Raw genomic sequence first — 21495 nt, forward strand, 5'->3', positions numbered from 1 at the left:
CCGGCAAATGGTGGGCACGCTGCGCTTTGCCCACCCTAAGAAATCACGCCATCAGACGCCGCCGCTGCAGTAGCGTTTCCACATCGCGCGATAGGCGTCGTCCACGGCTCGCGCATATGAGACGGGGTTGCCGGCGGCCGCGGCGTTGATCTGTGCGGGCAGTTCGCGGCGCAATCGGTCGAGATCCCCGATCCGCGCCGCGCGGCCGACTGCGATCTCGACATATGCCTCATCGCTGTCTGCGACCCAGTCCGGCAAGCCAAGCGCGGTGAGGATGGCGCCGGCGGCACGGCTGGGCAGACTGTTCCCGAGCTTCGCCACCACGGGCACCCCCATCTGCAGGGCTTCCAACGTGCTGACGCCGCCGTTCTGGGGGAACGGGTCGAGGGCGATATCGATACGATTGAACGATGCCAGATGTTCGCTCCGCAAAGTGGCTCCGAGCAGATCGACGCGTGCGGCCGGCAATCGACAAGCCGCAAATCGCGCCAGCAGCTTGTCGCGAACCAGCTGATCGTCCAGAGCAACATCCTTGATCAGCAGTCGCGAGCCAGGGACCCGATCGAGAATCCTGGACCAGACTTCCGCAGCCTCGTCCGAAATCTTGCTGATGCGGTTGAAGACACCGAACGTGACGAAGCCGTTCGAGAGAGCAGGCGCCTGCGCCCGCGCAATCCCGGCCGGCAGCGGCGCCAGCGTCACGAAGCATGGCAGGTCGACAACGGTCTCCGCAAACAAATTCCGAACCGCGGCAGGAATCGCGACCGGATCCGAGAACAGATAATCGATCGTCGGCAGCCCGGTGCCGGTGCCGTGGCCCCAGCCGTGCACCTGGATCGGTGCCGGCTTGCGCGCAAACACGCCGAGGCGGTTTCCTCTGGTGTGGCCGGACAGGTCGATCAGGATATCGACGCGATCGGCGCGAATCTGAGCGGCGAGGCGATCGTCGGTCCATTGCGAGGCGTCGCGCCAGCGGTCGGCGATCTCCTGGAATTCGCTCGTCGTCGCATCCGCTTTCGACGAGCAGGAGTAGCACACGATCTCGACCTGCGCGCGGTCATGGTGTTGCAGCACGGGCTTGAAGATGAACGCGGCCGAATGCGCGTTGAAATCCGACGAGACATAGCCAAGCACCAGACGCCGATCCGGATCGCGGCTGTTGTCATGGGGCGCCGCCGCCACCTCTGCAGCGATCTTCGCGCCGATCCGCTCCCACCACACTTGCCGCGCTTGCTGATGCTGTTCGACGCTGGCGTCCGGCGCGAAATCGAGCGTGAATATCTTGCTGGAGATCGCGCTCTGGAGGTCAGGCCGGATGTCGAGAGCTCGGTCGAAGCTGGCGAGGGCTTCGTCGACCCGGCCCAGCCCGGCGAAACAAAGGCCCAACACAAGGTGGGCTTGGTCGGAATCGGGAGCGATCGCGAGAGCCCTCTCGCAATCGGACAATGCCTCGGCAATTCGCTGCGTCTGGAGCAGGACATTGGCGCGCCAGAGCCATCCGTTCACGTCGTCGGGTGCCAGGGCGATTGCCCGATTGCAATCCGCCATGGCCTCGTCAAACCGCTGAAGCTCCCGCAATGCGACGGCGCGGTTCGCCAGTGCAGCGGCATAGTCGGGCTTGATCGATAGCGCGCGGTTCAGGCTTGCAAGAGCTTCGTCATAGTTGCGCAGACGGCAGAGCGCAGAGCTCCGGCCGTTGTAGGCTTCGGCAAGGTTTCCGTCCAATGCGAGCGCCCGATCGTAGCTCTCGAGCGCTTCGAGGTGCAGATCAAGCGCCGCGTTGGCGTTGCCGAGATTCGACAGGGCCAGGGCGTAGTTGGGCTTTAGGGCGAGTGCCCTTCGATAGCTTGCTCGGGCCTCATCGTGGCGTTTCAGCCCGTTGAGCGCGACGCCCAGGCCCATGTGAGCTTCGGCAGATCGCGGATCCACGGCAACCGCCCGGCTCAGTAGAATCTCAGCCTGCTGATAGTTCTTGGCATCGGACTCCAGAATGCCGAGCATATGCAGCGCGATGAATTGATTGGGCGCGATCTGCAGCAGTTGTCGATAGGTCACACGTGCCTCGGACAGGAGTCCTTTCTTGTGCAACTCGAGTGCGCGCTGAAGCAATGGCAGCACTTCGGCCTTCTGCCGTTTCTGGAGCCGGGCATTCTGAAATGCACGCTGACCGACGCTGCTGCCCATGAATCAATTCCCTCAGATCTCCCGGCGAGATTAATTCAGCGAGAGAATGAATACGAGACGATGCCCGCTCGCCACGACAGCCTGGGACAAGCTACGGCCGGTTGGGTTCGTCGAGCTCATTGCCCCAGGCCCCGCAATTGCTGCTTCGCCCAAGACTGGGTAATCTGCCCTACGGGTTGGCCCCGTCGGGCGGGCGCGGCTCGGATCAGGGAGGCAGACAATGGCCAAGCAAAAGGCATCGAGACCCGCAACGAAGACTGCGGTGAAGAAGCGGAGCGGCGTGAAGGCAGCGGCGCGATCCCCGGCTCGCGCGGCGGTCAAGGCGAAGGCGCGCACCGTCGCTCCGAAGAAGCCCGTGCGGCCGAAGCAGCGTATCGCCGTCAGCCATCACCGCGAGGAAGACTTCAAGGCCGACGGCCTGCGCGCCTATGCCAAGTACCGCGATCTCGGCATTGCCGACGCGACCCATGGCCTCGCGCAGGCGCATGTGATCCGCCTGCAGGGCCCCTGCAATCCGGCCGAGGTGTCCAAGCTCCATTATCACGACGTCGAATTCCAGATGGTCTACGTGCTCAAGGGATGGGTGAAGACCTATATGGACGGGCAGGGCGAGACCCTTATGAAGCAAGGCAGCGCCTGGACCCAGCCGCCAAAGATCAGGCACATGATTCTGGATTATTCCGATGATGTGGAACTGCTGGAGGTGATCCTGCCGGCGGAGTTCAAGACGGTGGAGCTGAAGGCGTAGGCAACGCCTACCGCCGCTCTCTCTGTCGTCATGCCCGGGCTTGTCCCGGGCATCCACGTCTCGGCCGCAGCTAAGAACGTGGATGGCAGGGACAAGCCTGGCCATGACGGCAGTTTGTCAAGCCAACACCCCCACCATCGCGCCCATCAAGCACGTGGTCAGCGTGCCCGACACGATCGACTTCAGCCCGAGCGCGTTGATCTCCTCGCGCCGCTCGGGCGCCATCACGCCCAGGCCGCCGATCATGATGCCGAGGCTGGCGAAATTGGCGAAGCCGCACATGGCATAGAGCATGATCAGGCGCGAGCGCGGGTCGAGCGCGTCGGGCGGCAGCTTCGAGAAGTCGACATAGGCGATCAATTCGTTGAGCACGGTCTTGGTACCCATCAGGCTGCCGGCGATGATCGCCTGATCCCACGGCAATCCCATCAGCCAGCACACCGGCGCCATGACCAGGCCGAGCAGGCGCTGCAGCGAGATCGCGGCGCCGCCGATGTGCGGGAGCAGGCCGAGCGTGGCGTTGACAAGATAGACCAGCGCCACCAGCACCAGCAGCATGGCGACGATGTTGAGCAACAGTTCGAGGCCGGCAGTGGTGCCCTTCACGATTGCGTCCATCGTGCCGGACACATTCATCTCCGGATCCTCCAGCGCGCCGCCGGTGCGCTTGTCGGAGGTCTCGGGCACCATGATCAGGCTGACCAGGATCGCGGCCGGCGCGCCGAGCACGGAAGCGATGACGAAATGCGCGGCGGCGTCGGGAATGAGGGGAGCAAGCAGCGTCGCATAGAGCACCAGCACCGTGCCGGCGATGCCGGCCATGCCGCCGGTCATCACCAGGAACAGCTCGCTGCGGGTCATCTGTGCCAGATACGGCCGCACGAACAGCGGTGCCTCGACCATGCCGAGGAAGACATTGGCGGCGGTCGACAGCCCGACCGCGCCGCCGACGCCGAGCGTGCGCTCCAGCAGCCAGGCCATGCCGCGGACGATCGGTGGCAGCACGCGCCAATAGAACAGCAGCGTCGTCAGCACGCTCATCACCAGCACGATCGGCAGCGCCTGGAACGCCAGGATGAAATCGGCGCCGGGCACCTTCAAATCGAATGGCAGGGTGCCGCCGCCGATATAGCCGAACACGAAGGCGGAGCCGGCGCGGGAGGCCGCCGAGATCGCGCCGACCGCGTCGTTGATGGTGCCGAACGCATGCGCGACGACCGGCAGCTTCAGCAGCACGAGGGCGGTGACGAAGGTCGCGGCGAGGCCGACCGCCGCCTGGCGCAGCGAGACCGCGCGGCGATTCTCCGCCAGCGCGAAGGCGATCAGCAGCAATGCGAAAATGCCGAATGCCGATTGCAAGCGCAGCATGATGTCCCGAAGCCCTCGATGATTATGGCCGGGTGTACACTGCAAAGGCAATGCCGTTGGGGCGCGGAAGCCCGAGATGGCCTCGTGTCCCGGACAAGCCGCAACGCATCAGCGTTGCGGCGCAGGGCCGGGGACCCAGACGACCAGGCGCGAGATCGTGAAGGCATGGGCCCCGGCTCAGCAGCGCGTCATTGCATGCCGCGCTGCGTCCGGGGCAGGAGACCGAGCATAGAGGAATCAATGAGATCCCTACTGTGGCATGGGGGTGTTTTCGCGTTTTGTTAGCCCCGTCCGACGAACGGCATCTTGGTCGCCATCACCGTCATCGTCAGCACGTTGGCATCGAGCGGCAGGTTGGCCATGTAGGCGACGGCGTCGCCGACCGCCTTGGCGTCCATGCGCGGCTCGTGCTTGGTGGTGCCGTCGGGCTGCAGGACGCCGGGGCCGTTGACCATGCGGTCGGTCATCGGGGTCGCGGCATTGCCGATGTCGACCTGGCCGACCGCGATGTCGTACATGCGCCCGTCGAGATTGCTGGCCTTGGTCAGGCCGGTGATGGCGTGCTTGGTCGAGGTATAGGCGGCCGAGAACGGCCGCGGCGCATGCGCCGAGATCGAGCCGTTGTTGATGATGCGGCCGCCGCGCGGGCTCTGGTCCTTCATGATGCGGAAGGCGTGCTGGGTGCACAGGAACGGGCCGGTGAGGTTGGTGTTCACCACCGCCTGCCACTGCTCGAGGCTGAGGTCCTCGAAGTTCACCGCCGGTGCGCCCATGCCGGCATTGTTGAAGAGCACGTCGAGGCGGCCATAGCTCGTCTTCACCTTGTCGAACAGTGCGGCGATGGAGTCCGGCTTGGTCATGTCGGCGGTGACGCAGAGGCTCTTTCCGGCGGGGCCGAGCTTCGCCGTCTCCTCGAGCATGTCGAGCCGGCGCCCTGCGAGCACCACGGTGAAGCCGGTGTTCATCAGCGCCAGCGACGCTGCGCGCCCGACACCGGTGCCGGCGCCGGTCACCAACGCGATCTTTTTCGCTTCACTCATCGTTTCCTGCCTTTTCTCTTCTGCTGTCAGGTTTTGGGTTCTTTTTCGTTCTTGTAGGGCGGGCGCGGAATGTTCTGGTGCGCAGCGCGCAACGCCGCCGACCAGCGCGAGCGCAAATCGTGGAAATAAGGCTCGCCCGCTTCGATCCGGTGGTTGAGATCGGCTTCGCAGGCGTCCGTGCGCACGACCAGCACGTCGATCGGCAGGCCGACGCCGAGATTCGAGCGCATGGTCGAGTCCATCGAGATCAGGCCGGTCTTCAGCGCCTCGTAGAGCTCGACGTCGTAATGCATGGCGCGGTCGAGCACCGGCTTGCCGTATTTGTGCTCGCCGATCTGCAGGTAGGGCGTGTCGGTGGTGCACTCGATGAAATTGCCGGCGGTGTAGACCATGAACAGACGCATGCGCGCGCCCTTGATCTGGCCGCCGAACAGGAAGGAGACGTCGAAGGACACGTCCTCGGATTTCAGCGCCGGTCCTTCGGTCGCATGCACCGCCCGGATCGCCCGGCCGATGCGCTGGGCGGCCTGGAACATGGTCGGCGCGTTCATCAGCGTCTCGATTTCGCCCGTGTTGGGGTCTTCCAGGCCTTCGGTCAGGGTGGAGAGCACCGACTGGCTGATGGCGAGGTTGCCGGCGCTGGCGATTGCCATGATGCGCTCGCCGGGCTTGGAGAAGATGTGCAGCTTGCGGAAGGTCGAGACGTTGTCGAGGCCGGCATTGGTGCGGGTGTCGGCGATCATCACCAGACCGTCCCGAACCAGGATTCCGCAACAATAGGTCATTTCCAGTCCCCGAACGCGTTTGCGCGGAATTACTAGCCAATTTCAGGGAGCCATGAAACCCCCGATTCCCGCGGGGGGAAGGCTGTCATTCCGGGCTCGCGCTGTGCGCGCCCCGGAATGACAGCTAACTTGTCGCTCAATCCGCGGCATCGACCAGAAACGCCTCGTCGACGGGCACGCCAAGCGCCGTGACCAGCCGGTTCGTCTCCGCAGCCATGCCGACGATGGCGAGCAGTTCGCCATATTCGGCCTCGGTCATCCCCTTGGCCCGTGCCGCGGCCGTGTGCGAATGGATGCAGTAGCTGCAGCCATGGGCGATCGAAACCGCGACGTAGAGCATTTCCTTGGTCTTGGGGTCGAGCGCACCCGGAGCCATCACGTCCTTGATGCTCTCCCAGGTCCGCCGCAGCGTCTTCGGATCGTGCGCCAGCGCCCGCCAGAAATTGTTGACGAAATCCGATTTCCGCACCTTTCGGATGTCGTCGAAAACGGCGCGCGCGTCGGCGGAGAGTTCGTCATCCGAAAGCAGTTTTACAGTCGCCATGGGCTACCTCGCTGGGCTGATCCGATCCCGCGATTGTAGCACGGCGTATGCGCTCGTCCGCCAGCACCTAGCTCTGCCGCTGTGACTGCGATTGCGACTGCCCGCCGCGGCTGGTCTGCTCGACCTTCACGGCCACCGCCAGCGTTTCCGTGCCGCCGCCATAGCGCGTGCCGCGCACCGGTGCCGCGCCGAGATAGTCGAGCCCGATCGCAACGCGGACATGGGCGTCGGTGGCGCAGATGCTGTTGGCGGGATCGAAGCCGACCCAGCCGAGATCCGGCACGTAGGCCTCCGCCCAGGCATGGCCGGCCTCCTGATGCGCCGTGTCGTCCGATCGCAGAAAGTGCCCGGAGACGAACCGCGCCGGCACGCCGCCGGCCCGGGCGCAGGCGATGAAGATGTGCGCGTAATCCTGGCAGACCCCGCGCTTGAGCGCGAACGCCTCCACCGCGGACGTGCCACTGTTGGTGGGGTCTTCGTCGAACGTCATGTGATCGGCAATCTGCGTCATCAAGGTGTGCAGAAAGCCGAGCGTGTCGCTCTCGGCCTCGCTGCGCAACTGGCGCGCGACCGCCGTCATCGCCGGATTGACGGAGGTGAGGTCGGTGGAACGCAGGAACATCCCGGCCGGGAAACGCTCGTCCGTGCCGCGCAGCACGCCGCCGGTATCGTGGGTCTCGATCAACCCTTCTGCCGTGATCCGGATGTCGCCGACAGGTCCGCAGGACAGCACGTGGGTGACGTTGCCGAACGCGTCCTCATGCATGTCGAGCTTGGTGTCGGTGGAGACGTCGATCTGCCATTCCGCGACGTATTGCCCGTCATGACTGCCAGGCGTCATGCGCAGGATCTGGATCACGCTGGTGGCCGGCGGCTCGTAGCGATAGGTCGTGGTGTGCAGGATTCGCAGGCGCATGGTGGACCGTTGTTCTTGCGTCGTCATTCCGGGGCGATGCGCCAGCATCGAACCCGGAATCTCGAGATTCCGGGTCTGGTCCTTCGGACCATCCCGGAATGACGGCGTGTATCAGATCAAATACTGCTTCGTGATGATTTCGCCCAGCCTGGAATTGTCCGTGATGAATTCCTGAATGAATTCATGCACGCCATGCTGGAAAATGTCGTTCATATTGCTGTGTTCCAGCCGGTTGCGGATGCCGCGGGCGTGGCGCTGGGCCGGGCCCTGGCGGCCATAGGCGACGCCGATCTGGTCGAGGTTGCGGACGAGATTGCCGTAGCAGCTGGCGAGCGAGCGCGGCAGGGTGTCGTTGAGGATGAGCAGATCCGCGATCAGCCACGGCTTCAGCGTCTCGCGATAGACCCAGTGATAGGCCGTCAGCGCCGAGACCGAACGCAGGATCGAGCTCCATTGATAGAAGTCGAGCGGGCCGCCGACATGCTCCTCCTCGGGCAACAGCACGTGGTACTTCACGTCGAGAATGCGCGCGGTGTTGTCGGCGCGCTCCAGATGCACGCCCATGCGCGAGAACCAGTACGCGTCGTTGCGCAGCATGGTCCGGTAGGCCGAGCCGTCGAAGCGCAGCGAGGTCTCCTGCACGAAGCGCAGGAACTTCGCGAGGTCCTCGCGCGTCGAGGTGCCCTTGCTCCACACCGCCTGAAGCTCGATCCAGGCCGAGTTGATGGTGTCCCACATCTCGCTGGTGAGCGCGGTGCGCACCGAGCGCGAGTTCAGCCGCGCCGCCTCGATGCAGTTTCTGATCGAGGACGGATTGTTCGGCGAGAACGAGAGATACTCGACGACGTTGTGCTCGTTGGCCTCCTCGTAGGCCTGGTAGAAGCTGGCGGCGACCCCGGCGGTGAGCAGCGCCGAATCCCATTCATTGGTCTTGCCGATATAGGCGGCGGGAAGCGCGGTGACGCGCAGCGTCGCGTCGATGGTGCGCGCGAGATATTCGGCCCGTTCGACGTAGCGGGCGAGCCAGTAGAGGTTTTCGGCGGTACGCGACAGCATCTCTCTACTCGTCCAGGATCCAGGTGTCTTTGGTGCCGCCGCCCTGGCTTGAATTCACCACCAGGGAGCCTTCCTTGAGCGCGACCCGGGTGAGTCCGCCCGGCACGATGGTGGTGCTCTTGCTGCCCGTGAGCACGAAGGGGCGCAAGTCGACATGGCGCGGGGCGAGGCCGGATGCGGTGCAGGTCGGGCAGGTCGAGAGCGCCAGCGTCGGCTGCGCGATGAAACCTTCCGGCTCGCGCTTGAGCTTGTCGCGGAAAGCTTCGATCGTCGCCTTGGTCGCAGCGGGGCCGATCAGCATGCCGTAGCCGCCGGAGCCGTGCACTTCCTTGACGACCAGCTCGCTCAGATTGTCCAGCACATAGGCGAGGTCCTTCGGCTCGCGGCAGCGCCAGGTCGGCACGTTCTTCAGGATCGGCTCCTCGCCGAGATAGAACTTCACGATGTCGGGCATGTAGGAGTAGATCGCCTTGTCGTCGGCGATGCCGGTGCCGACGGCGTTGGCGAGCGTGATGTTGCCGGCGGCGTAGGCCGACATCAGGCCGGGCACGCCGAGCACGGAGTCGGGACGGAAGGTGAGGGGATCGAGGAAATCGTCGTCGACACGGCGATAGATCACGTCGACCCGCTTCAGCCCTTCCGTCGTCCGCATGAACACTTCGTTGTTCTTGACGATGAGGTCACGGCCTTCGACCAGCTCGATGCCGAGCTTGTCTGCGAGGAACGAGTGCTCGTAATAGGCCGAGTTGTAGACGCCGGGCGTGAGCAGGGCGACGGTCGGCTCGCTGGAGGCGCTCAGCGGCGCGACCGAGCGCAGGGCTGCGAGCAGCTCGTCCGGGTAGCGCTCGACCGGCGCGACCTTGTGGCGGGCGAACAGATCCGGAAACAGCCGCATCATGATCTCGCGGTTTTCCAGCATGTAGGATACGCCCGACGGCGTGCGGGCGTTGTCCTCCAGCACGATGAAGTCCTCGGCGTCGACCCGGACGATGTCGATGCCGGCGATGTGCACGTAGACGTCGTGCGGCACCTGCTGGCCGTTCATCTCGGGGCGGAATACCGGGTTCTGGAAGATCAGATCGCCGGGCACGATCTCGGCGCGGAGGATGTCGCGGCCGTGATAGATGTCGCGCAGGAACATGTTGAGCGCGCGCACGCGCTGCTTCAGGCCCTTCTCCAGCAGCGCCCATTCCTTGCCGGACATGATCCGCGGGATCACGTCGAAGGGGATCAGGCGCTCGGTGGACTCGGAATCGCCGTAGACCGCGAAGGTGATGCCGATCCGGCGGAACAGGAGCTCGGCCTCCTGGCGCCGATATTCGAGGGCTTCCGGGGGCGTTTCCTTGAGCCAGCGCGCCAGCTCCCGATAGGCGGGGCGAAGGTCTCCGCCGGCAATATTCATTTCGTCAAACGCGACTGCCATAGAATCCGACTGTTCTCCCTGGCCATGCCGTGAGAGTGCATGACTTCCCTAGGAGGTAGCAAGGGCCGGGCCAGCGCGATAAGCATGGAGGAGGGGCATTTGCCGGGGACGGCCGGCGGCCTGCCTGAAAAAATGGCTGAGGACTGCTTATTTCAGAAGCAAAACCACGTGACTTCAACGCGTTACCTCGGCAAAGTCGGCGTCACAGGTGAGGGACTTAAGGCATGAGCGACATCGTCACGGCGGGCATTCTGGTCATTGGGGACGAAATCCTGTCCGGCCGGACCAAGGACAAGAATATCGGCTTCATCGCCGAATACCTGACCAATATCGGCATCGACCTGAAGGAGGTCCGGATCGTTTCCGACGACGAGGCCGACATCATCGCCGCCCTGGATGCGCTGCGGCATCGCTACAGCTACGTCTTCACCACGGGTGGCATCGGACCGACGCATGACGACATCACCGCCGATGCCGTCGCCAAGGCGTTCGGCGTCGGTATCGACCACCATCCGGAGGTCGTCGCCCGCTTCCGCGAGCGCTGGAGCGAGCAGGACCTCAACGAGGCCCGCCTGCGCATGGCCCGCATCCCCGACGGTGCCGAGCTGATCCAGAGCGCGACCATCCTCGCTCCCGGCTTCAAGATCGGCAACGTCATCGTCATGGCCGGCGTGCCGTCGATCATGCAGGCGATGATGGATATCGTCTCGCCCAAGCTGAAATCGGGCGTGCGCATGCTCTCCGAATCGGTCCGCGCCAATGCGCGCGAGGGCGACATCGGCAGCCCGCTGCGGGCGATCGCCGCCGCCCATCCCGACACCATCATCGGCAGCTATCCCTTCATGGACGAGGAGCAGAAGCCGAACACCAATCTGGTGGTGCGCTCGCGCGATCCGGAGAAGCTCGCCGCGGCGATGGCGGCGGTGAAGGAAATGCTGGCGGGACTGAATATCACCCGCTAGCAGAAGACGCTCGAGACGAATGGAGACGACGATGGGTGAAGCACCGGAACTGAGCGCGCAGGAGCGCGCGGGCAGGGCCTTTCCGGTCTCGTGGGACCAGTTCCACCGGGACTGCCGGGCGCTGACCTGGCGGCTCAACGAGGTCGGTCCGTTCCACGCCGTGATCGCGATCACCCGCGGCGGCCTGGTGCCCGCCGCGATCGTGGCGCGCGAGTTAGGGGTGCGCGTGATCGACACGGTCTGTATCGCCAGCTACGATCATGACAAGCAGGGCGAGCTCCAGGTCCTCAAGGGCATTTCGGACGCGGCCATGAAGCTCGGCGGCGGCACCGGCAAGGGACTCCTGATCGTCGACGACCTCGTCGACACCGGCAAGACCGGCAAGCTGGTGCGCGAGATGCTGCCGGATGCGCATTTCGCCACCGTCTACGCCAAGCCGATGGGACGCCCGCTGGTCGACACATTCATCACGGAAGTGTCGCAGGACACCTGGATATTCTTCCCCTGGGACACCGCGTTGTCCTACCACCCGCCGCTACGCGACGGGGCGGCGTAACCGAGTGCGAATGGCGAGTGGCGAATGGCGAGCAATGAATCCCCAGTTCGCAATTCGCCATTCGCTACTCGCCCCCTGCAAAACCGCGTCACGCCCGCCGGCGATATCATCGCCACCCCATATCGCGGCCTCTTCACCGGCAATCGCGGCATCATCCACGATCCCGCGACGAAGACGCTGCTGAAGAGGCGCTGGTCGTCGCCGGCCTGGATCACGTGTCTATGCGAGTTCCGCGGCTGGCGGCGGCCGGTGATGGCGCGGCGCAGCTGGACCGAGCTGTTCTTCCTCGACGAGGCCACCGCCTTTGCCGCGGGTCATCGTCCCTGCTTCTTCTGCCGCCGGGACGATGCCAGACGATTCCGCGCCGCGTGGGAAGCGGGCAATGGTGTGAGCGATGTCAGCGCGAAGGCGATCGACGCCGCCCTGCATCGGGAGCGGCTCGATCAAGGCAAGAAGCGGTTGCACCCGCTTCCGATGCCGCTGCCAGACTTGCCTGAGGGCGCGATGGTACAGCAGGGCGAAGACAGCTTTCTGCTGATGCACGGAAAGGCACTGCTATGGTCGCCGGCGGGCTATGCCGCCAGCGAGCGTCCGCTTGAGAACCTGGAGTTACTGACGCCCCCCTCGACGTTGCGCGCGATCATCGCCGGCTATCGGCCAGTGGTGCATCCAACTGCTTTGGGCTAGAGCGAGGCCGACCACGGCGTCGTGATCACCCCAGCTTCTCGCGCGCCAGTGCGGCGCCGGCGCCGAGCGCCATCAGCTTGGCTTCGGCGATCTCCCGCCGCATCGGCGCCATGCCGCAATTGGTGGTGGCGATGATGTTGCTCTTCGGCACGAATTGCGACACCGCGTCGATCACCTTCACGACGTCCTCGGCCGTCTCCACCGTGTCGCTAGCGACGTCGATCACGCCGGCCTGCACGATCTTGTTCTTCAGCAGCGCGAGCAGGTCGAGCGGCACCTTCGAGTTGCGGCACTCGATCGCAACCTGCTGGATCGGGCTGGCGTCGATTGCCGGGAAGATCTGCTCGTACTGCCGCCATTGGCTGCCCAGCGTCTCCTTCCAGTCGGTGTTGGCCTTGATGCCGTAGCCGTAGCAGATGTGAACGGCGGTTGCGCAGGTCAGGCCCTGCGCGGCGCGCTCCAGCGCCTTGATGCCCCAATCGTTGACCTCGTCCATGTAGACGTTGAAGGCGGGCTCGTCGAACTGCACGAGATCGACGCCGTCGGCCTGCAAGGCCTTGGCCTCCTCGTTGAGCAGCTCGGCGAAGGCAAAGGCCATCTTCACGCGGTCGCCATAGTAGCGATCCGCAATGGTGTCGATGATGGTCATTGGGCCGGGCAGGGTGAACTTCAACTTCTTCCTGGTATGTGTGCGCGCCACGCGCGCCTCGAAGGCGTGGACGCGATCCTTCAGGCGGAGCGGCGCGACCACCTGCGGCACCATCGCCTTGTAGCGGTCCTTGCGGATGCCCATCTCGACCTTGTGGGCGAAATCGATGCCCTCGATCTTCTCCAGGAAACCGTGGACGAAATGCTGCCGTGCCTGCTCGCCCTCGGTGACGAGGTCGATGCCGGCGTCCTCCTGGATCTTCAGCCAGATCAGGGTCGCATCGCGCTTGGCCCGGAGAAGCTCGTCGCCTTGCGCCTTCCAGGGCGCCCAGAGCATGTTGGGCTCGGCCAGCCATTCCGGCTTCGGCAAGGAGCCGGCGATCGTGGTTGGAAACAGCATGGCGGCCCTCCCGGCAGGTTGTGTTGCGCCTCTTCCTGCCATGACTTAACGTCGAGGTACAGAACAACAAAAGTCGCTCTCTAGTCCGACGGCGATGACAGGGAAGGCCAAAGAAAAGGCCAGGGGAAGGGTCGTGATCGATCTCTATTACGCGCCGACGCCGAACGGCTGGAAAATCTCGATCATGCTGGAGGAACTCGGGCTGCCCTATACGGTGAAGCCCGTGAACATCCGCGCCGGCGAGCAGTTCAACCCTGACTTTCTCGCGATTTCCCCGAATAACCGTATCCCGGCCATCGTCGATCACGATCCTGCCGACGGCGGTCCTCCGTTCTCCGCCTTCGAGACCGGCGCCATCCTGATCTATCTCGCGGAAAAGACCGGCCGGTTCTTGCCGACGGACTTGCGCGGGCGTTCGACCACGATCCAATGGGTGATGTGGCAGATGGCTGGGCTCGGCCCGATGCTCGGCCAGCATGGACATTTTGCGCTCTACGCGGCGGAGAAGATCCCCTATGCGATCGAACGCTATCGCGACGAGGCCGCGCGGCTCTACGGCGTGCTCGACCGGCAGCTGGAGAAGACCGGGGCTTATGTCGCCGGCGATTATTCCATCGCCGACATCGCCTGCTTCCCCTGGACCATGACCCACAAGGCGCAGGGCTTCACGCTCGACGACTATCCGAACGTGAAACGCTGGTATGCCGAGGTCCGCGCCAGACCGCAGGTGCAGGCCGGGCTCGCGATCGGCAAGTTCGCGAAAGAGCCGTTCGACGAGGAATCACGCAAGATCATGTTTGGCCAGCGGGCTAAGGAAGTTTTGGGAAAGAGATGAGCTCCGCTCGCTCCGCGTCATTGCGAGCGAAGCGAAGCAATCCAGGATCTTTGCACGGAGGGATTCTGGATTGCTTTGTCGCTTCGCTCCTCGCAATGACGGTGGAGAGAACGGGACAAACAAACAAGGAACCCCCTATGATCGAATTCTTCTTCGACTGTTCCAGCCCCTGGACCTATCTCGCCTTCCACAACATCCAGCCGCTGGCCAAGGAGCTGGGCGCCGAGATCGTCTGGCGGCCAATCCTGGTCGGCGGCATCTTCAACACGGTCAATCCGAGCGTCTACGCTCAGCGCGAAAAACCGGTGCCGCTGAAGGCGCGCTACATGAAGAAGGACCTTCAGGACTGGGCGCGCTCGGCGGGCCTTGCGATCAAGATGCCGCCGACCGTGTTCCCCGTGAACAGTGTCAAGGCAATGCGCGGCTGCATCTGGCTCGGCAAGGACATGGTGCCGTTCGCAACCGCCGTGTTCGAGGCCTATTGGGGCGAGGACAAGGATATTTCGCAGGATGCGGTGCTCGCCGAGATCTGCAGGAAAGTCGGCATCGAGGAGCAGAAGTTCTTCGCTGGTATTGCCGAGCAGGGCATCAAGGACCAGCTCAAGGCCAATACCGAGGAGGTCGTCGCCCGGGGCGGCTTCGGCTCGCCGACGATCTTCGTGAACAAGACCGACATGTACTTCGGCAACGACCGCCTGCCGCTGATCCGCGAAGCGCTTCAGCGCAGCAAGGCGAGCGCGGCCTGATGGTACGTGCTGTCGTGTGCAGCGCGCTCGGTGCGCCCGAGACGTTGCGGCTGGAAGAATTTCCGTCCCGTGCGCTGAAGCCGGGCGAGGTGCGCGTTGCGATCCGCGCCGCCGGGCTGAACTTTCCCGACGTGCTGATGGCCGCCGGCGAATACCAGCTCAAGCCGGAGCTGCCGTTCACGCCGGGCATGGAAGCTGCAGGCGACGTCAGCGAGGTGGGATCGGAGGCAAGCGGCGTTGCCGTCGGCGACAAGGTCATCGTGAAGATGCGCCACGGAGCCTTCACGGATGAAGCGGTGGTGACGCCCTCGCAGCTCACGCCGATGCCGTCCACCTTTGACTACGCCGAGGCCGCGACCTATCTCGCCGGCCACGGCACGGCCTATCACGCGCTGATCGACCGCGGCCGGGTCGGGCCGGGTGAGGTGCTGCTGGTGCATGGTGCCGGCGGCGGTGTCGGTCTTGCCGCCGTCGAGATCGGCAAGATGCTGGGCGCGATCGTGATCGCGACGGCCTCGAGCGACGAGAAGCTTGCGATTGCGAAATCGCGCGGCGCCGATCATCTCGTGCGCTATGACCGTGAGCCGTTTCGCGACGCGGTCAAGCGGATCACCGACGGCCGCGGCGCGGACGTCGTGTTTGATCCGGTCGGCGGCCAGGTCTTTGAAGATTCCATGCGCTGCATCGCCTGGGGCGCGCGGCTCCTCGTGATCGGCTTCACCGGCGGCATCGGCTCGGCCAAGACAAATCTATTGTTGATTAAGGGCGCCAGCGTGCTCGGCGTGCGTGCCGGCGAAGCCGTGCGGAAAAATCCCGCGCTCGGCGAAGCGCGCCTCAAGGCGCTGCTGCAATGGGCGGAGGAGGGCAAGCTGCGCCCCAACGTCTCGCATCGCCTGCCGCTGGAGGACTATGCGAAGGCGATGCGGCTGTTGATCGACCGCAAGGCGATCGGACGGGTAGCGCTGGTGATGGAGTGACGGTGTTGTAGGGTGGGCAAAGGCGCTCTTGCGCCGTGCCCACCATCTCTCTTCTTTGAAAAAAATGCGTGGGCACGCTTCGCCTTGCCCACCCTACGAGGGCGTCACTTGTACTCCCGCTCCGTCCACCACGGGAAGTAATCCGGCATGTCGGTCGAGACCTTGTTCTTGAACTGCGCCGGCCGCTTTTCCAGGAACGACACCACGCCTTCCTTGACGTCGTCGGAGCGGCCGCGGGCGTAGATGCCGCGGCTGTCGACCTTGTGCGCCTCCATCGGATCGTCCGCGCCCATCATGCGCCACATCATCTGGCGGATCAGCGCGACCGAGACCGGCGCCGTCTTCGCGGCAAACTCCTTGGCAAGCGCGCGGGCGGTCGGCAGGAGATCATCCGGCGCCACGACCTTGCTGACGAGACGGCCCGCAAGCGCCTCCTGCGCCGGGAAGACGCGGCCGGAATAGCACCATTCCAGCGCCTGCGAGATGCCGACGATGCGCGGCAGGAACCAGCTCGATGCGGCTTCCGGCACGATGCCGCGCTGGGAGAACACGAAGCCGAAACGTGCAGCGTCCGAGGCAATGCGAATGTCCATCGCGAGTTGCATGGTGACGCCGATGCCGACCGCGGGCCCGTTCACCGCGGCGATGACCGGCTTGAGGCACTTGAAGATGCGCAAGGTCACCTGGCCGCCGCCGTCGCGCACCTGCGGATCGCTGTAATCGACCTTGCCGTCGGCGAGACGCCTCACTGGCCCGCGCCGCGCATCGCGGTCGAACGTGTCGGCACCGGACGACAGATCCGCGCCCGCGCAAAAACCGCGGCCGGCGCCGGTGACGATGATGGCGCGGACGTTGTCGTCCTTGTCGGCGGCGTCGAACGCGTCGATCAGCTCTGCTTGCATCTGTGCGTTGAACGCGTTGAGCTTGTCGGGCCGGTTCAGCGTGATGGTGAGGATCTGCTCGGCGACCTCGTATTTGATCGTCTCATACGCCATGGTGGTTTCCTTCCTTTGTTTCTTTTCGTTGTGTGAGCGGCAGAGGCTCTGACCCTCCCCTGGAGGGGGAGGGTCGATCGCGCGAAGCGCGAGCGGGGTGGGGTGATCTCTCCACGCGGGCACAGCGTCCGCGGAGAGACTGTCACCCCACCCCGTCTCACATGTCGCTGCGCTCCACGTGAGCCGACCCTCCCCCTCCAGGGGAGGGTGAAGCAATAAGCTCGGCATACTCTTTCAAGCAAGTCATTCGGGCTTGTGCCCAAAGGGTACGCCCTGGAATGATCCAACGTTGCTAATGTGCCGGCGGCTCGGGCCAGGGCCGCTGCGGGCCACGCAGGCCCTCGAACGCCTTGGCCATGCCGAGCACGCCGATGTCGTCGAAGCGCCGGCCGACGATTTGCACGCCGATCGGAAACCCCTTGGCGTCGAAGCCGCCGTTGACGGAGATCGCGGGGTTCTCCGACATATTCCACGGCACGGTATAGGCGATGTGCTCGAACGGCTTCATGGGATCGTTGGTCGGCGAGGCCCAGTCGGCCGGATAGTTGACGTTGGGCGCGGTCGGCGAGATCACATAGTCGAGCTCGCAGAACAGCTTTGACGCCGCCGCGCGGATCGCCATCGTCTGGTTGAAGCCGCGGATCACGTCGACGCCGGAGAGCCTGGCGCCGGACTCGCCCCACTTGAAGATATAAGGCAGCACCTTGGCCTGCTCGGCCGGCGCCAGTTTAGACAGATCGTCCCACATCCGCGCGCGCCAGAAATTGTCGAGGCCGTCGAGCATCTCGCGCGTGAGGATGCCGTCGACCTGGGTCACGACCGCGCCCGCGGATTCGAACGCCTTCGCCGCCTTTACCGCGACCTCGCGCACCGGCTTCTCCAGCGGCAGGCCGCAGCCGGGATCGAGCATCAGGCCGATGCGCAGTTTTCGCGGCGACTTCTCCAGCCCTTTCCAGTTGAGCGGTTCGGCCGGCAGGCTCATGCCGTCGCGCCGGTCGGGTTTTGCGATCACGCTCATCATCAGCGCGCAGTCGTCGACCGTGCGCGTCATCGGGCCGGCAACGCGGCCGACATAGGTGGGATCGATCGGCACGCGGCCGAAGCTCGGCTTCAGGCCGACCAGGCCGCACCAGCCGGCGGGCAGCCGCACCGAGCCGCCGATATCGGTGCCGAGATGCAAGGGACCATAGCCGGCCGCTGCCGCCGCGCCTGCGCCCGCGCTGGAGCCGCCGGGATTCTTGGAGAGGTCCCAGGGGTTACGCGCCAGCGCATGGAAGCTGGAGAGACCGGAGGACAGCATGCCGTAATCCGGCATGGTAGTCTTGGCGAAGATGACCGCGCCGGCCTCGCGCAGCCGCGCGGCGGGCGGGGCGTCCTTCTCGGCCGGCACGAGCTTGACACTGGCCGCGCCCAGCGGCACCGGCACGCCCTTGGTCGCGATGTTGTCCTTCACCGTGACGGGCACGCCGTCGAGCGCGCCGGACGGCTCGCCGCCGGTCCAGCGCGCAGTCGAGGCCTTTGCGGCCTCGCGCGCGGCGTCGGGATCGAACGCATAGAGTGCCTTCAGATGCGGTTCCCACGCGGCGACATGCGCGAGCACGTCCTCCAGCACCTCGCTCGGCGAGAACTGCTTGGCGCGATAGCCCGCGATCAGATCGACCGCGGACAGATCGTGCAGCGAGGTGACCGCCTCTTCGACGCTCTTCTTATGCATGGGCTCCCACCGGCATGCGCGTCTCGATGATGCGGGCGAACATGCTGGCGCCGATCGGCAGGATCTTGTCGTCGAGCACGAAGCCGGGATTGTGCACGGGCACCGAGCCGTCATGGCCGACCCAGAAATAGGCGCCGGGAATGGTCTGCAGCATGTCGGCGAAATCCTCGCTGCCCATCTTCGGCTGGGTGCGGGTGATCACGTTGGCGGGATCGACGATGGTGCGCGCGACCTCCTCGACCACCTTGGACTGCTCGACCTGGTTGACCAGCACGTCGAAGGTGTCGCGGATGTCGACGTCGATCACGCAGCTATAGGCGCTCGCGATGCCGGCGCAGATCGTGCGGATGCGCTCGGCGATCAGGGTGCGGACTTCTTTCGAGAAGGTGCGGATGGTGCCGCAAAGATGCGCGTCGCCGGGAATGACGTTGTAGGCGGAACCGGCGTGAATCTGGGTGATCGAGATCACCGCGGCCTGCAGCGGCTCGACGTTGCGGCTGACGATGGTCTGGATCGCCTGCGCCAGCGTGGTCGCGATGATCACCGCGTCCTTGGAGCGTTCGGGCATCGCGCCATGCGCGCCGTAGCCGGTGATGCGGAGGTCGAAGAAGTCGGCGCTGGCCATCGCGGGGCCGGGCAGGATCGCGATCTCACCGTGGTTGAGGTCGGGCGCGTTGTGCAGGCCGTAGAGCTCGTCGCAGGGAAACTTCTCGAACAGGCCGTCCTTGATCATGGCGCGGGCGCCGCCGAGGCCTTCCTCGGCCGGCTGGAAGATCAGGTGCACGGTGCCGTCGAAGTTCCTTGTCTCGGCGAGGTAGCGCGCGGTGCCGAGCAGCATGGTGGTGTGGCCATCATGGCCGCAGCCGTGGAAGCGGCCGGGGATCTTCGAGCTCCATTTCAGATTGGTGTTCTCCTCCATCGGCAGCGCGTCCATGTCGGCGCGCAGGCCGATGCGCTTGCCGCTCGAACCCTTGCCCTTGATGACGCCGATCACGCCGGTGCCGCCGAGGCCGCGATGCACCTCGATGCCCCAGCTCTTCAGCTTGTCGGCGACGATGCCGGAGGTGCGCACTTCCTCGAAGCCGATCTCGGGATGGGCGTGGAGGTCGCGCCTGATAGCGGTGAGTTCGTCGGCGTAGCCGTCGATGCGGTCGATCGTGGGCATGTGTCCTGTCCAGTTAGCGTGAGGGAGGATCGAAAACAGGGCCGTTCGGTTTGATGCGGATGCCCGGCCGCAGCCGCGTCCAGGGCAGGGAAGCGGTGTCGGCCGGCATTGCGCCGGGGGCGGCGCAGATCATCAGCTTCTCCGCGATCGGCTCGAAATCGGCGCGGAAGTGGACCGAGCTCTTGTTGACCAGGATCTTCTGCGCGGTCGGCTCGATTCCGACATAGCGGTACATCGCCTGGTCGGCGAGCTGCGCCTTGTGCGAGGAAACAACCACGCGGACGTCGCCGATGCGCAGGCAGGCGGAGGGACCCATCTCCATCTCGCGGCCGCCGTAATAGGGGCCGGGCGCGATGAAGCGGCCGTCGGAGAGCTTTTCGACCACGAAGGTCTCGCGATAGGGCTCATCGCCGGGGATGCCGGACTTGCCGCCGAGCGAGAGCGTCACGCTGGCGCCGACGCCGGCCGCATGCGCGGCCCTGGCCGAGTCCGGATCGTAGATCGCGCCGGTGGCGGCGCTCGCCTTGTTGCGCACCAGTGCGCGCAGCATGCCCGTCGTGTCGGAATCGCCGCCGGCGCCGGGATTGTCCTGGGTGTCCGCGATGATGATCGGCTTGCTCGCATTCCTCGAAAGTTCCATGGCATGGCGCACGCCATCGTCAGGCGACCAGATCTTGCCGTCGAAATCGTCCTCGTGGCTCTCGATCAGCTTGACGATCGCATCGGCCGCGCGGTCGGCGTCCGCTTGCGTCTTGCCGTAGGCGAATACGCTCGGCCCGCAATCGCGGAAATCCGCGGCCGGGAAGCCGGGCGCGAAAGAGAGTGTCGGAACCGAATCGCCCTCCAGCGCAGCGAGCTTCTCGTAGATGCCTCTGGTCGGTTGGTCGTTGGTACATTGCCAGCTGATCGGGATCAGGAACGGCAATTGCCGGAACGCCTTTGCGAAGCGCTGCTTCGTCTGCAGCAGCAGCGCCAGATGTCTCGCGCAGGCGCGGCCGGTCTCGGCCATGTCGACATGCGGATAGGTGCGGTAGGCGATCAGCGCGTCGGCATGCTCGATCATCTCGGGCGTGACGTTGGCATGAAGATCGAGGCTGGTGACGAGCGGAACATCCTTGCCGATGACGCGGCGCACGCGCGCCAGGATCTCGCCTTCGCCGTCGTCGAGATGCTCGGTCACCATGGCGCCGTGCAGGTCGAGATAGACCGCATCGATCGGCCCGGCGGCTGCGATGCCGTCGACGATCACCTTCACGATGCGTTCGAAGGCGTCCTTGGTGACATGGGCCGAGGGGCTCGCCCCGCAGGCAATCGTCGGAACCAGTTCCCAGCCGCTGGCTTCAGCGCTGTCGACGAAGCCGGCAAGGCCGACATTGATGCGCCGCATCACCTTCAGCACGCCGGCGCCTTCCGTCATCGCCGGCCAGCCGCCGCCATGCTGGAAGTCCGCGAATGTCGCCTTGGTCGGAGCGAAGGTGTTGGTCTCGTGCAGGAAGCCGCCGATGGCGATACGTGTCATCAATTCAAGTCCAGCGTTGGAAAGTGCGCGACGTTAGCCTTGGCTCTGAGGAGAGAGCAAGGTGAGAGGCCATCGCGCCGTGCATGGCCTCAAGCTGTTTTGGGATTGCTGCGGATACGGTGCGTGTCGTGAGTAGCGGTGCATCCAAGCTCTCCATGTCGTCCCTGCGAACGCAGGGACCCATAACCCCAGGAAAGAGTTTGGTGAATGCTGGTCGTTCGGATTAA

Annotated in this window: 20 protein-coding genes; 7 read left to right on the forward strand and 13 right to left on the reverse strand. The window is 64.9% G+C overall.

Going from position 1 to position 21495, the window contains the following annotated elements; all coding sequences use genetic code 11:
- Positions 1 to 51: 51 nt before the first annotated feature.
- Entirely contained in the window at positions 52 to 2184 is a 2133-nt protein-coding gene (locus XH96_RS15130; RefSeq protein WP_194393188.1) for a tetratricopeptide repeat protein, read from the reverse strand.
- Between the two features lie 220 nt (positions 2185 to 2404).
- Between XH96_RS15130 and XH96_RS15135 the strand changes: the two genes are divergently transcribed.
- Positions 2405 to 2932 carry a cupin domain-containing protein gene (locus XH96_RS15135; protein WP_194393189.1) on the forward strand — a complete coding sequence of 176 codons (528 nt, stop codon included), beginning with the start codon at positions 2405 to 2407 and terminating at the stop codon, positions 2930 to 2932.
- 117 nt (positions 2933 to 3049) lie between these two features.
- On the opposite strand, the gene XH96_RS15140 is transcribed toward XH96_RS15135, so the two are convergent.
- The 7 genes from XH96_RS15140 to XH96_RS15170 form a co-directional block, all read right to left on the reverse strand.
- Positions 3050 to 4300, reverse strand: coding sequence for a NupC/NupG family nucleoside CNT transporter (locus XH96_RS15140; RefSeq protein ID WP_194393190.1), 1251 nt, complete (start codon positions 4298 to 4300; stop codon positions 3050 to 3052).
- 281 nt (positions 4301 to 4581) lie between these two features.
- Positions 4582 to 5340, reverse strand: coding sequence for an SDR family oxidoreductase (locus tag XH96_RS15145; protein ID WP_194393191.1), 759 nt, complete (start codon positions 5338 to 5340; stop codon positions 4582 to 4584).
- A 26-nt stretch (positions 5341 to 5366) separates the two neighbouring features.
- The gene (locus tag XH96_RS15150) at positions 5367 to 6125 is read right to left on the reverse strand and encodes a proteasome-type protease (protein ID WP_035678903.1); all 759 of its coding nucleotides are present in this window, start codon (positions 6123 to 6125) and stop codon (positions 5367 to 5369) included.
- A gap of 136 nt (positions 6126 to 6261) precedes the next feature.
- Complete coding sequence (locus XH96_RS15155; protein ID WP_194393192.1) at positions 6262 to 6669, reverse strand: carboxymuconolactone decarboxylase family protein; 408 nt, start codon at positions 6667 to 6669, stop codon at positions 6262 to 6264.
- A 67-nt stretch (positions 6670 to 6736) separates the two neighbouring features.
- Positions 6737 to 7585: a transglutaminase family protein gene (locus XH96_RS15160; protein WP_194393193.1), complete on the reverse strand. Its 849-nt coding sequence runs from the start codon at positions 7583 to 7585 to the stop codon at positions 6737 to 6739.
- Positions 7586 to 7696: 111 nt separating this feature from the next.
- A complete protein-coding gene (locus tag XH96_RS15165; RefSeq protein WP_027575996.1) occupies positions 7697 to 8641 on the reverse strand; it encodes an alpha-E domain-containing protein in 945 nt (314 codons plus the stop codon).
- A 4-nt stretch (positions 8642 to 8645) separates the two neighbouring features.
- The gene (locus XH96_RS15170; protein WP_194393194.1) at positions 8646 to 10064 is read right to left on the reverse strand and encodes a circularly permuted type 2 ATP-grasp protein; all 1419 of its coding nucleotides are present in this window, start codon (positions 10062 to 10064) and stop codon (positions 8646 to 8648) included.
- Between the two features lie 224 nt (positions 10065 to 10288).
- Between XH96_RS15170 and XH96_RS15175 the strand changes: the two genes are divergently transcribed.
- Genes XH96_RS15175 through XH96_RS15185 form a run of 3 tightly spaced genes read left to right on the forward strand, consistent with a single transcriptional unit; the run spans position 10289 to position 12269 of the window.
- Positions 10289 to 11026 (forward strand): molybdopterin-binding protein, encoded by a 738-nt coding sequence (locus XH96_RS15175; protein ID WP_131871220.1) that lies wholly within the window; start codon positions 10289 to 10291, stop codon positions 11024 to 11026.
- A 31-nt stretch (positions 11027 to 11057) separates the two neighbouring features.
- A complete protein-coding gene (gpt, locus tag XH96_RS15180; protein ID WP_194393195.1) occupies positions 11058 to 11582 on the forward strand; it encodes a xanthine phosphoribosyltransferase in 525 nt (174 codons plus the stop codon).
- A gap of 24 nt (positions 11583 to 11606) precedes the next feature.
- Positions 11607 to 12269 (forward strand): hypothetical protein, encoded by a 663-nt coding sequence (locus tag XH96_RS15185; RefSeq protein WP_194393196.1) that lies wholly within the window; start codon positions 11607 to 11609, stop codon positions 12267 to 12269.
- Positions 12270 to 12294: 25 nt separating this feature from the next.
- Here XH96_RS15185 and XH96_RS15190 read toward each other — a convergent pair whose 3' ends face one another.
- Complete coding sequence (locus tag XH96_RS15190; protein ID WP_194393197.1) at positions 12295 to 13317, reverse strand: methionine synthase; 1023 nt, start codon at positions 13315 to 13317, stop codon at positions 12295 to 12297.
- Between the two features lie 133 nt (positions 13318 to 13450).
- On the opposite strand from XH96_RS15190, the gene XH96_RS15195 reads away from it, so the two are divergent.
- The 3 genes from XH96_RS15195 (at position 13451) to XH96_RS15205 (ending at position 15875) form a co-directional block, all read left to right on the forward strand.
- The gene (locus tag XH96_RS15195; protein WP_194393198.1) at positions 13451 to 14152 is read left to right on the forward strand and encodes a glutathione S-transferase N-terminal domain-containing protein; all 702 of its coding nucleotides are present in this window, start codon (positions 13451 to 13453) and stop codon (positions 14150 to 14152) included.
- A gap of 137 nt (positions 14153 to 14289) precedes the next feature.
- Positions 14290 to 14898 (forward strand): 2-hydroxychromene-2-carboxylate isomerase, encoded by a 609-nt coding sequence (locus XH96_RS15200; RefSeq protein WP_194393199.1) that lies wholly within the window; start codon positions 14290 to 14292, stop codon positions 14896 to 14898.
- Positions 14898 to 15875 (forward strand): NADPH:quinone oxidoreductase family protein, encoded by a 978-nt coding sequence (locus tag XH96_RS15205; protein ID WP_194393200.1) that lies wholly within the window; start codon positions 14898 to 14900, stop codon positions 15873 to 15875. The genes XH96_RS15200 and XH96_RS15205 overlap by 1 nt, the downstream gene beginning before the upstream one ends.
- 104 nt (positions 15876 to 15979) lie before the next feature.
- On the opposite strand, the gene XH96_RS15210 is transcribed toward XH96_RS15205, so the two are convergent.
- The 4 genes from XH96_RS15210 to XH96_RS15225 all read right to left on the reverse strand — a co-directional run bounded on the left by XH96_RS15210 (position 15980) and on the right by XH96_RS15225 (position 21268).
- A complete protein-coding gene (locus XH96_RS15210; RefSeq protein WP_194393201.1) occupies positions 15980 to 16870 on the reverse strand; it encodes a crotonase/enoyl-CoA hydratase family protein in 891 nt (296 codons plus the stop codon).
- A 292-nt stretch (positions 16871 to 17162) separates the two neighbouring features.
- A complete protein-coding gene (locus XH96_RS15215; protein WP_194393202.1) occupies positions 17163 to 18584 on the reverse strand; it encodes an amidase in 1422 nt (473 codons plus the stop codon).
- The gene (locus tag XH96_RS15220) at positions 18577 to 19749 is read right to left on the reverse strand and encodes a M20 aminoacylase family protein (RefSeq protein ID WP_028177321.1); all 1173 of its coding nucleotides are present in this window, start codon (positions 19747 to 19749) and stop codon (positions 18577 to 18579) included. Before XH96_RS15220 ends, XH96_RS15215 begins: the two co-directional genes overlap by 8 nt.
- A 13-nt stretch (positions 19750 to 19762) precedes the next feature.
- On the reverse strand, positions 19763 to 21268 hold the full coding sequence (locus tag XH96_RS15225; RefSeq protein WP_194393203.1) for a M81 family metallopeptidase: 1506 nt from the start codon (positions 21266 to 21268) through the stop codon (positions 19763 to 19765).
- Positions 21269 to 21495: the final 227 nt, after the last annotated feature.

The sequence above is a fragment of the Bradyrhizobium sp. CCBAU 51765 genome, from assembly GCF_015291725.1.
GTDB classification, from domain to species: domain Bacteria; phylum Pseudomonadota; class Alphaproteobacteria; order Rhizobiales; family Xanthobacteraceae; genus Bradyrhizobium; species Bradyrhizobium liaoningense.

Bases quoted from the DNA above. Each gene is read 5' to 3' on its own strand.
- XH96_RS15130 (WP_194393188.1), bottom strand. From the start codon at position 2,184: ATGGGCAGCAGCGTCGGTCAGCGTGCATTTCAGAATGCCCGGCTCCAG.
- XH96_RS15135 (WP_194393189.1), top strand. From the start codon at position 2,405: ATGGCCAAGCAAAAGGCATCGAGACCCGCAACGAAGACTGCGGTGAAG.
- XH96_RS15140 (WP_194393190.1), bottom strand. From the start codon at position 4,300: ATGCTGCGCTTGCAATCGGCATTCGGCATTTTCGCATTGCTGCTGATC.
- XH96_RS15145 (WP_194393191.1), bottom strand. From the start codon at position 5,340: ATGAGTGAAGCGAAAAAGATCGCGTTGGTGACCGGCGCCGGCACCGGT.
- XH96_RS15150 (WP_035678903.1), bottom strand. From the start codon at position 6,125: ATGACCTATTGTTGCGGAATCCTGGTTCGGGACGGTCTGGTGATGATC.
- XH96_RS15155 (WP_194393192.1), bottom strand. From the start codon at position 6,669: ATGGCGACTGTAAAACTGCTTTCGGATGACGAACTCTCCGCCGACGCG.
- XH96_RS15160 (WP_194393193.1), bottom strand. From the start codon at position 7,585: ATGCGCCTGCGAATCCTGCACACCACGACCTATCGCTACGAGCCGCCG.
- XH96_RS15165 (WP_027575996.1), bottom strand. From the start codon at position 8,641: ATGCTGTCGCGTACCGCCGAAAACCTCTACTGGCTCGCCCGCTACGTC.
- XH96_RS15170 (WP_194393194.1), bottom strand. From the start codon at position 10,064: ATGGCAGTCGCGTTTGACGAAATGAATATTGCCGGCGGAGACCTTCGC.
- XH96_RS15175 (WP_131871220.1), top strand. From the start codon at position 10,289: ATGAGCGACATCGTCACGGCGGGCATTCTGGTCATTGGGGACGAAATC.
- gpt (WP_194393195.1), top strand. From the start codon at position 11,058: ATGGGTGAAGCACCGGAACTGAGCGCGCAGGAGCGCGCGGGCAGGGCC.
- XH96_RS15185 (WP_194393196.1), top strand. From the start codon at position 11,607: ATGGCGAGCAATGAATCCCCAGTTCGCAATTCGCCATTCGCTACTCGC.
- XH96_RS15190 (WP_194393197.1), bottom strand. From the start codon at position 13,317: ATGCTGTTTCCAACCACGATCGCCGGCTCCTTGCCGAAGCCGGAATGG.
- XH96_RS15200 (WP_194393199.1), top strand. From the start codon at position 14,290: ATGATCGAATTCTTCTTCGACTGTTCCAGCCCCTGGACCTATCTCGCC.
- XH96_RS15205 (WP_194393200.1), top strand. From the start codon at position 14,898: ATGGTACGTGCTGTCGTGTGCAGCGCGCTCGGTGCGCCCGAGACGTTG.
- XH96_RS15210 (WP_194393201.1), bottom strand. From the start codon at position 16,870: ATGGCGTATGAGACGATCAAATACGAGGTCGCCGAGCAGATCCTCACC.
- XH96_RS15215 (WP_194393202.1), bottom strand. From the start codon at position 18,584: ATGCATAAGAAGAGCGTCGAAGAGGCGGTCACCTCGCTGCACGATCTG.
- XH96_RS15220 (WP_028177321.1), bottom strand. From the start codon at position 19,749: ATGCCCACGATCGACCGCATCGACGGCTACGCCGACGAACTCACCGCT.
- XH96_RS15225 (WP_194393203.1), bottom strand. From the start codon at position 21,268: ATGACACGTATCGCCATCGGCGGCTTCCTGCACGAGACCAACACCTTC.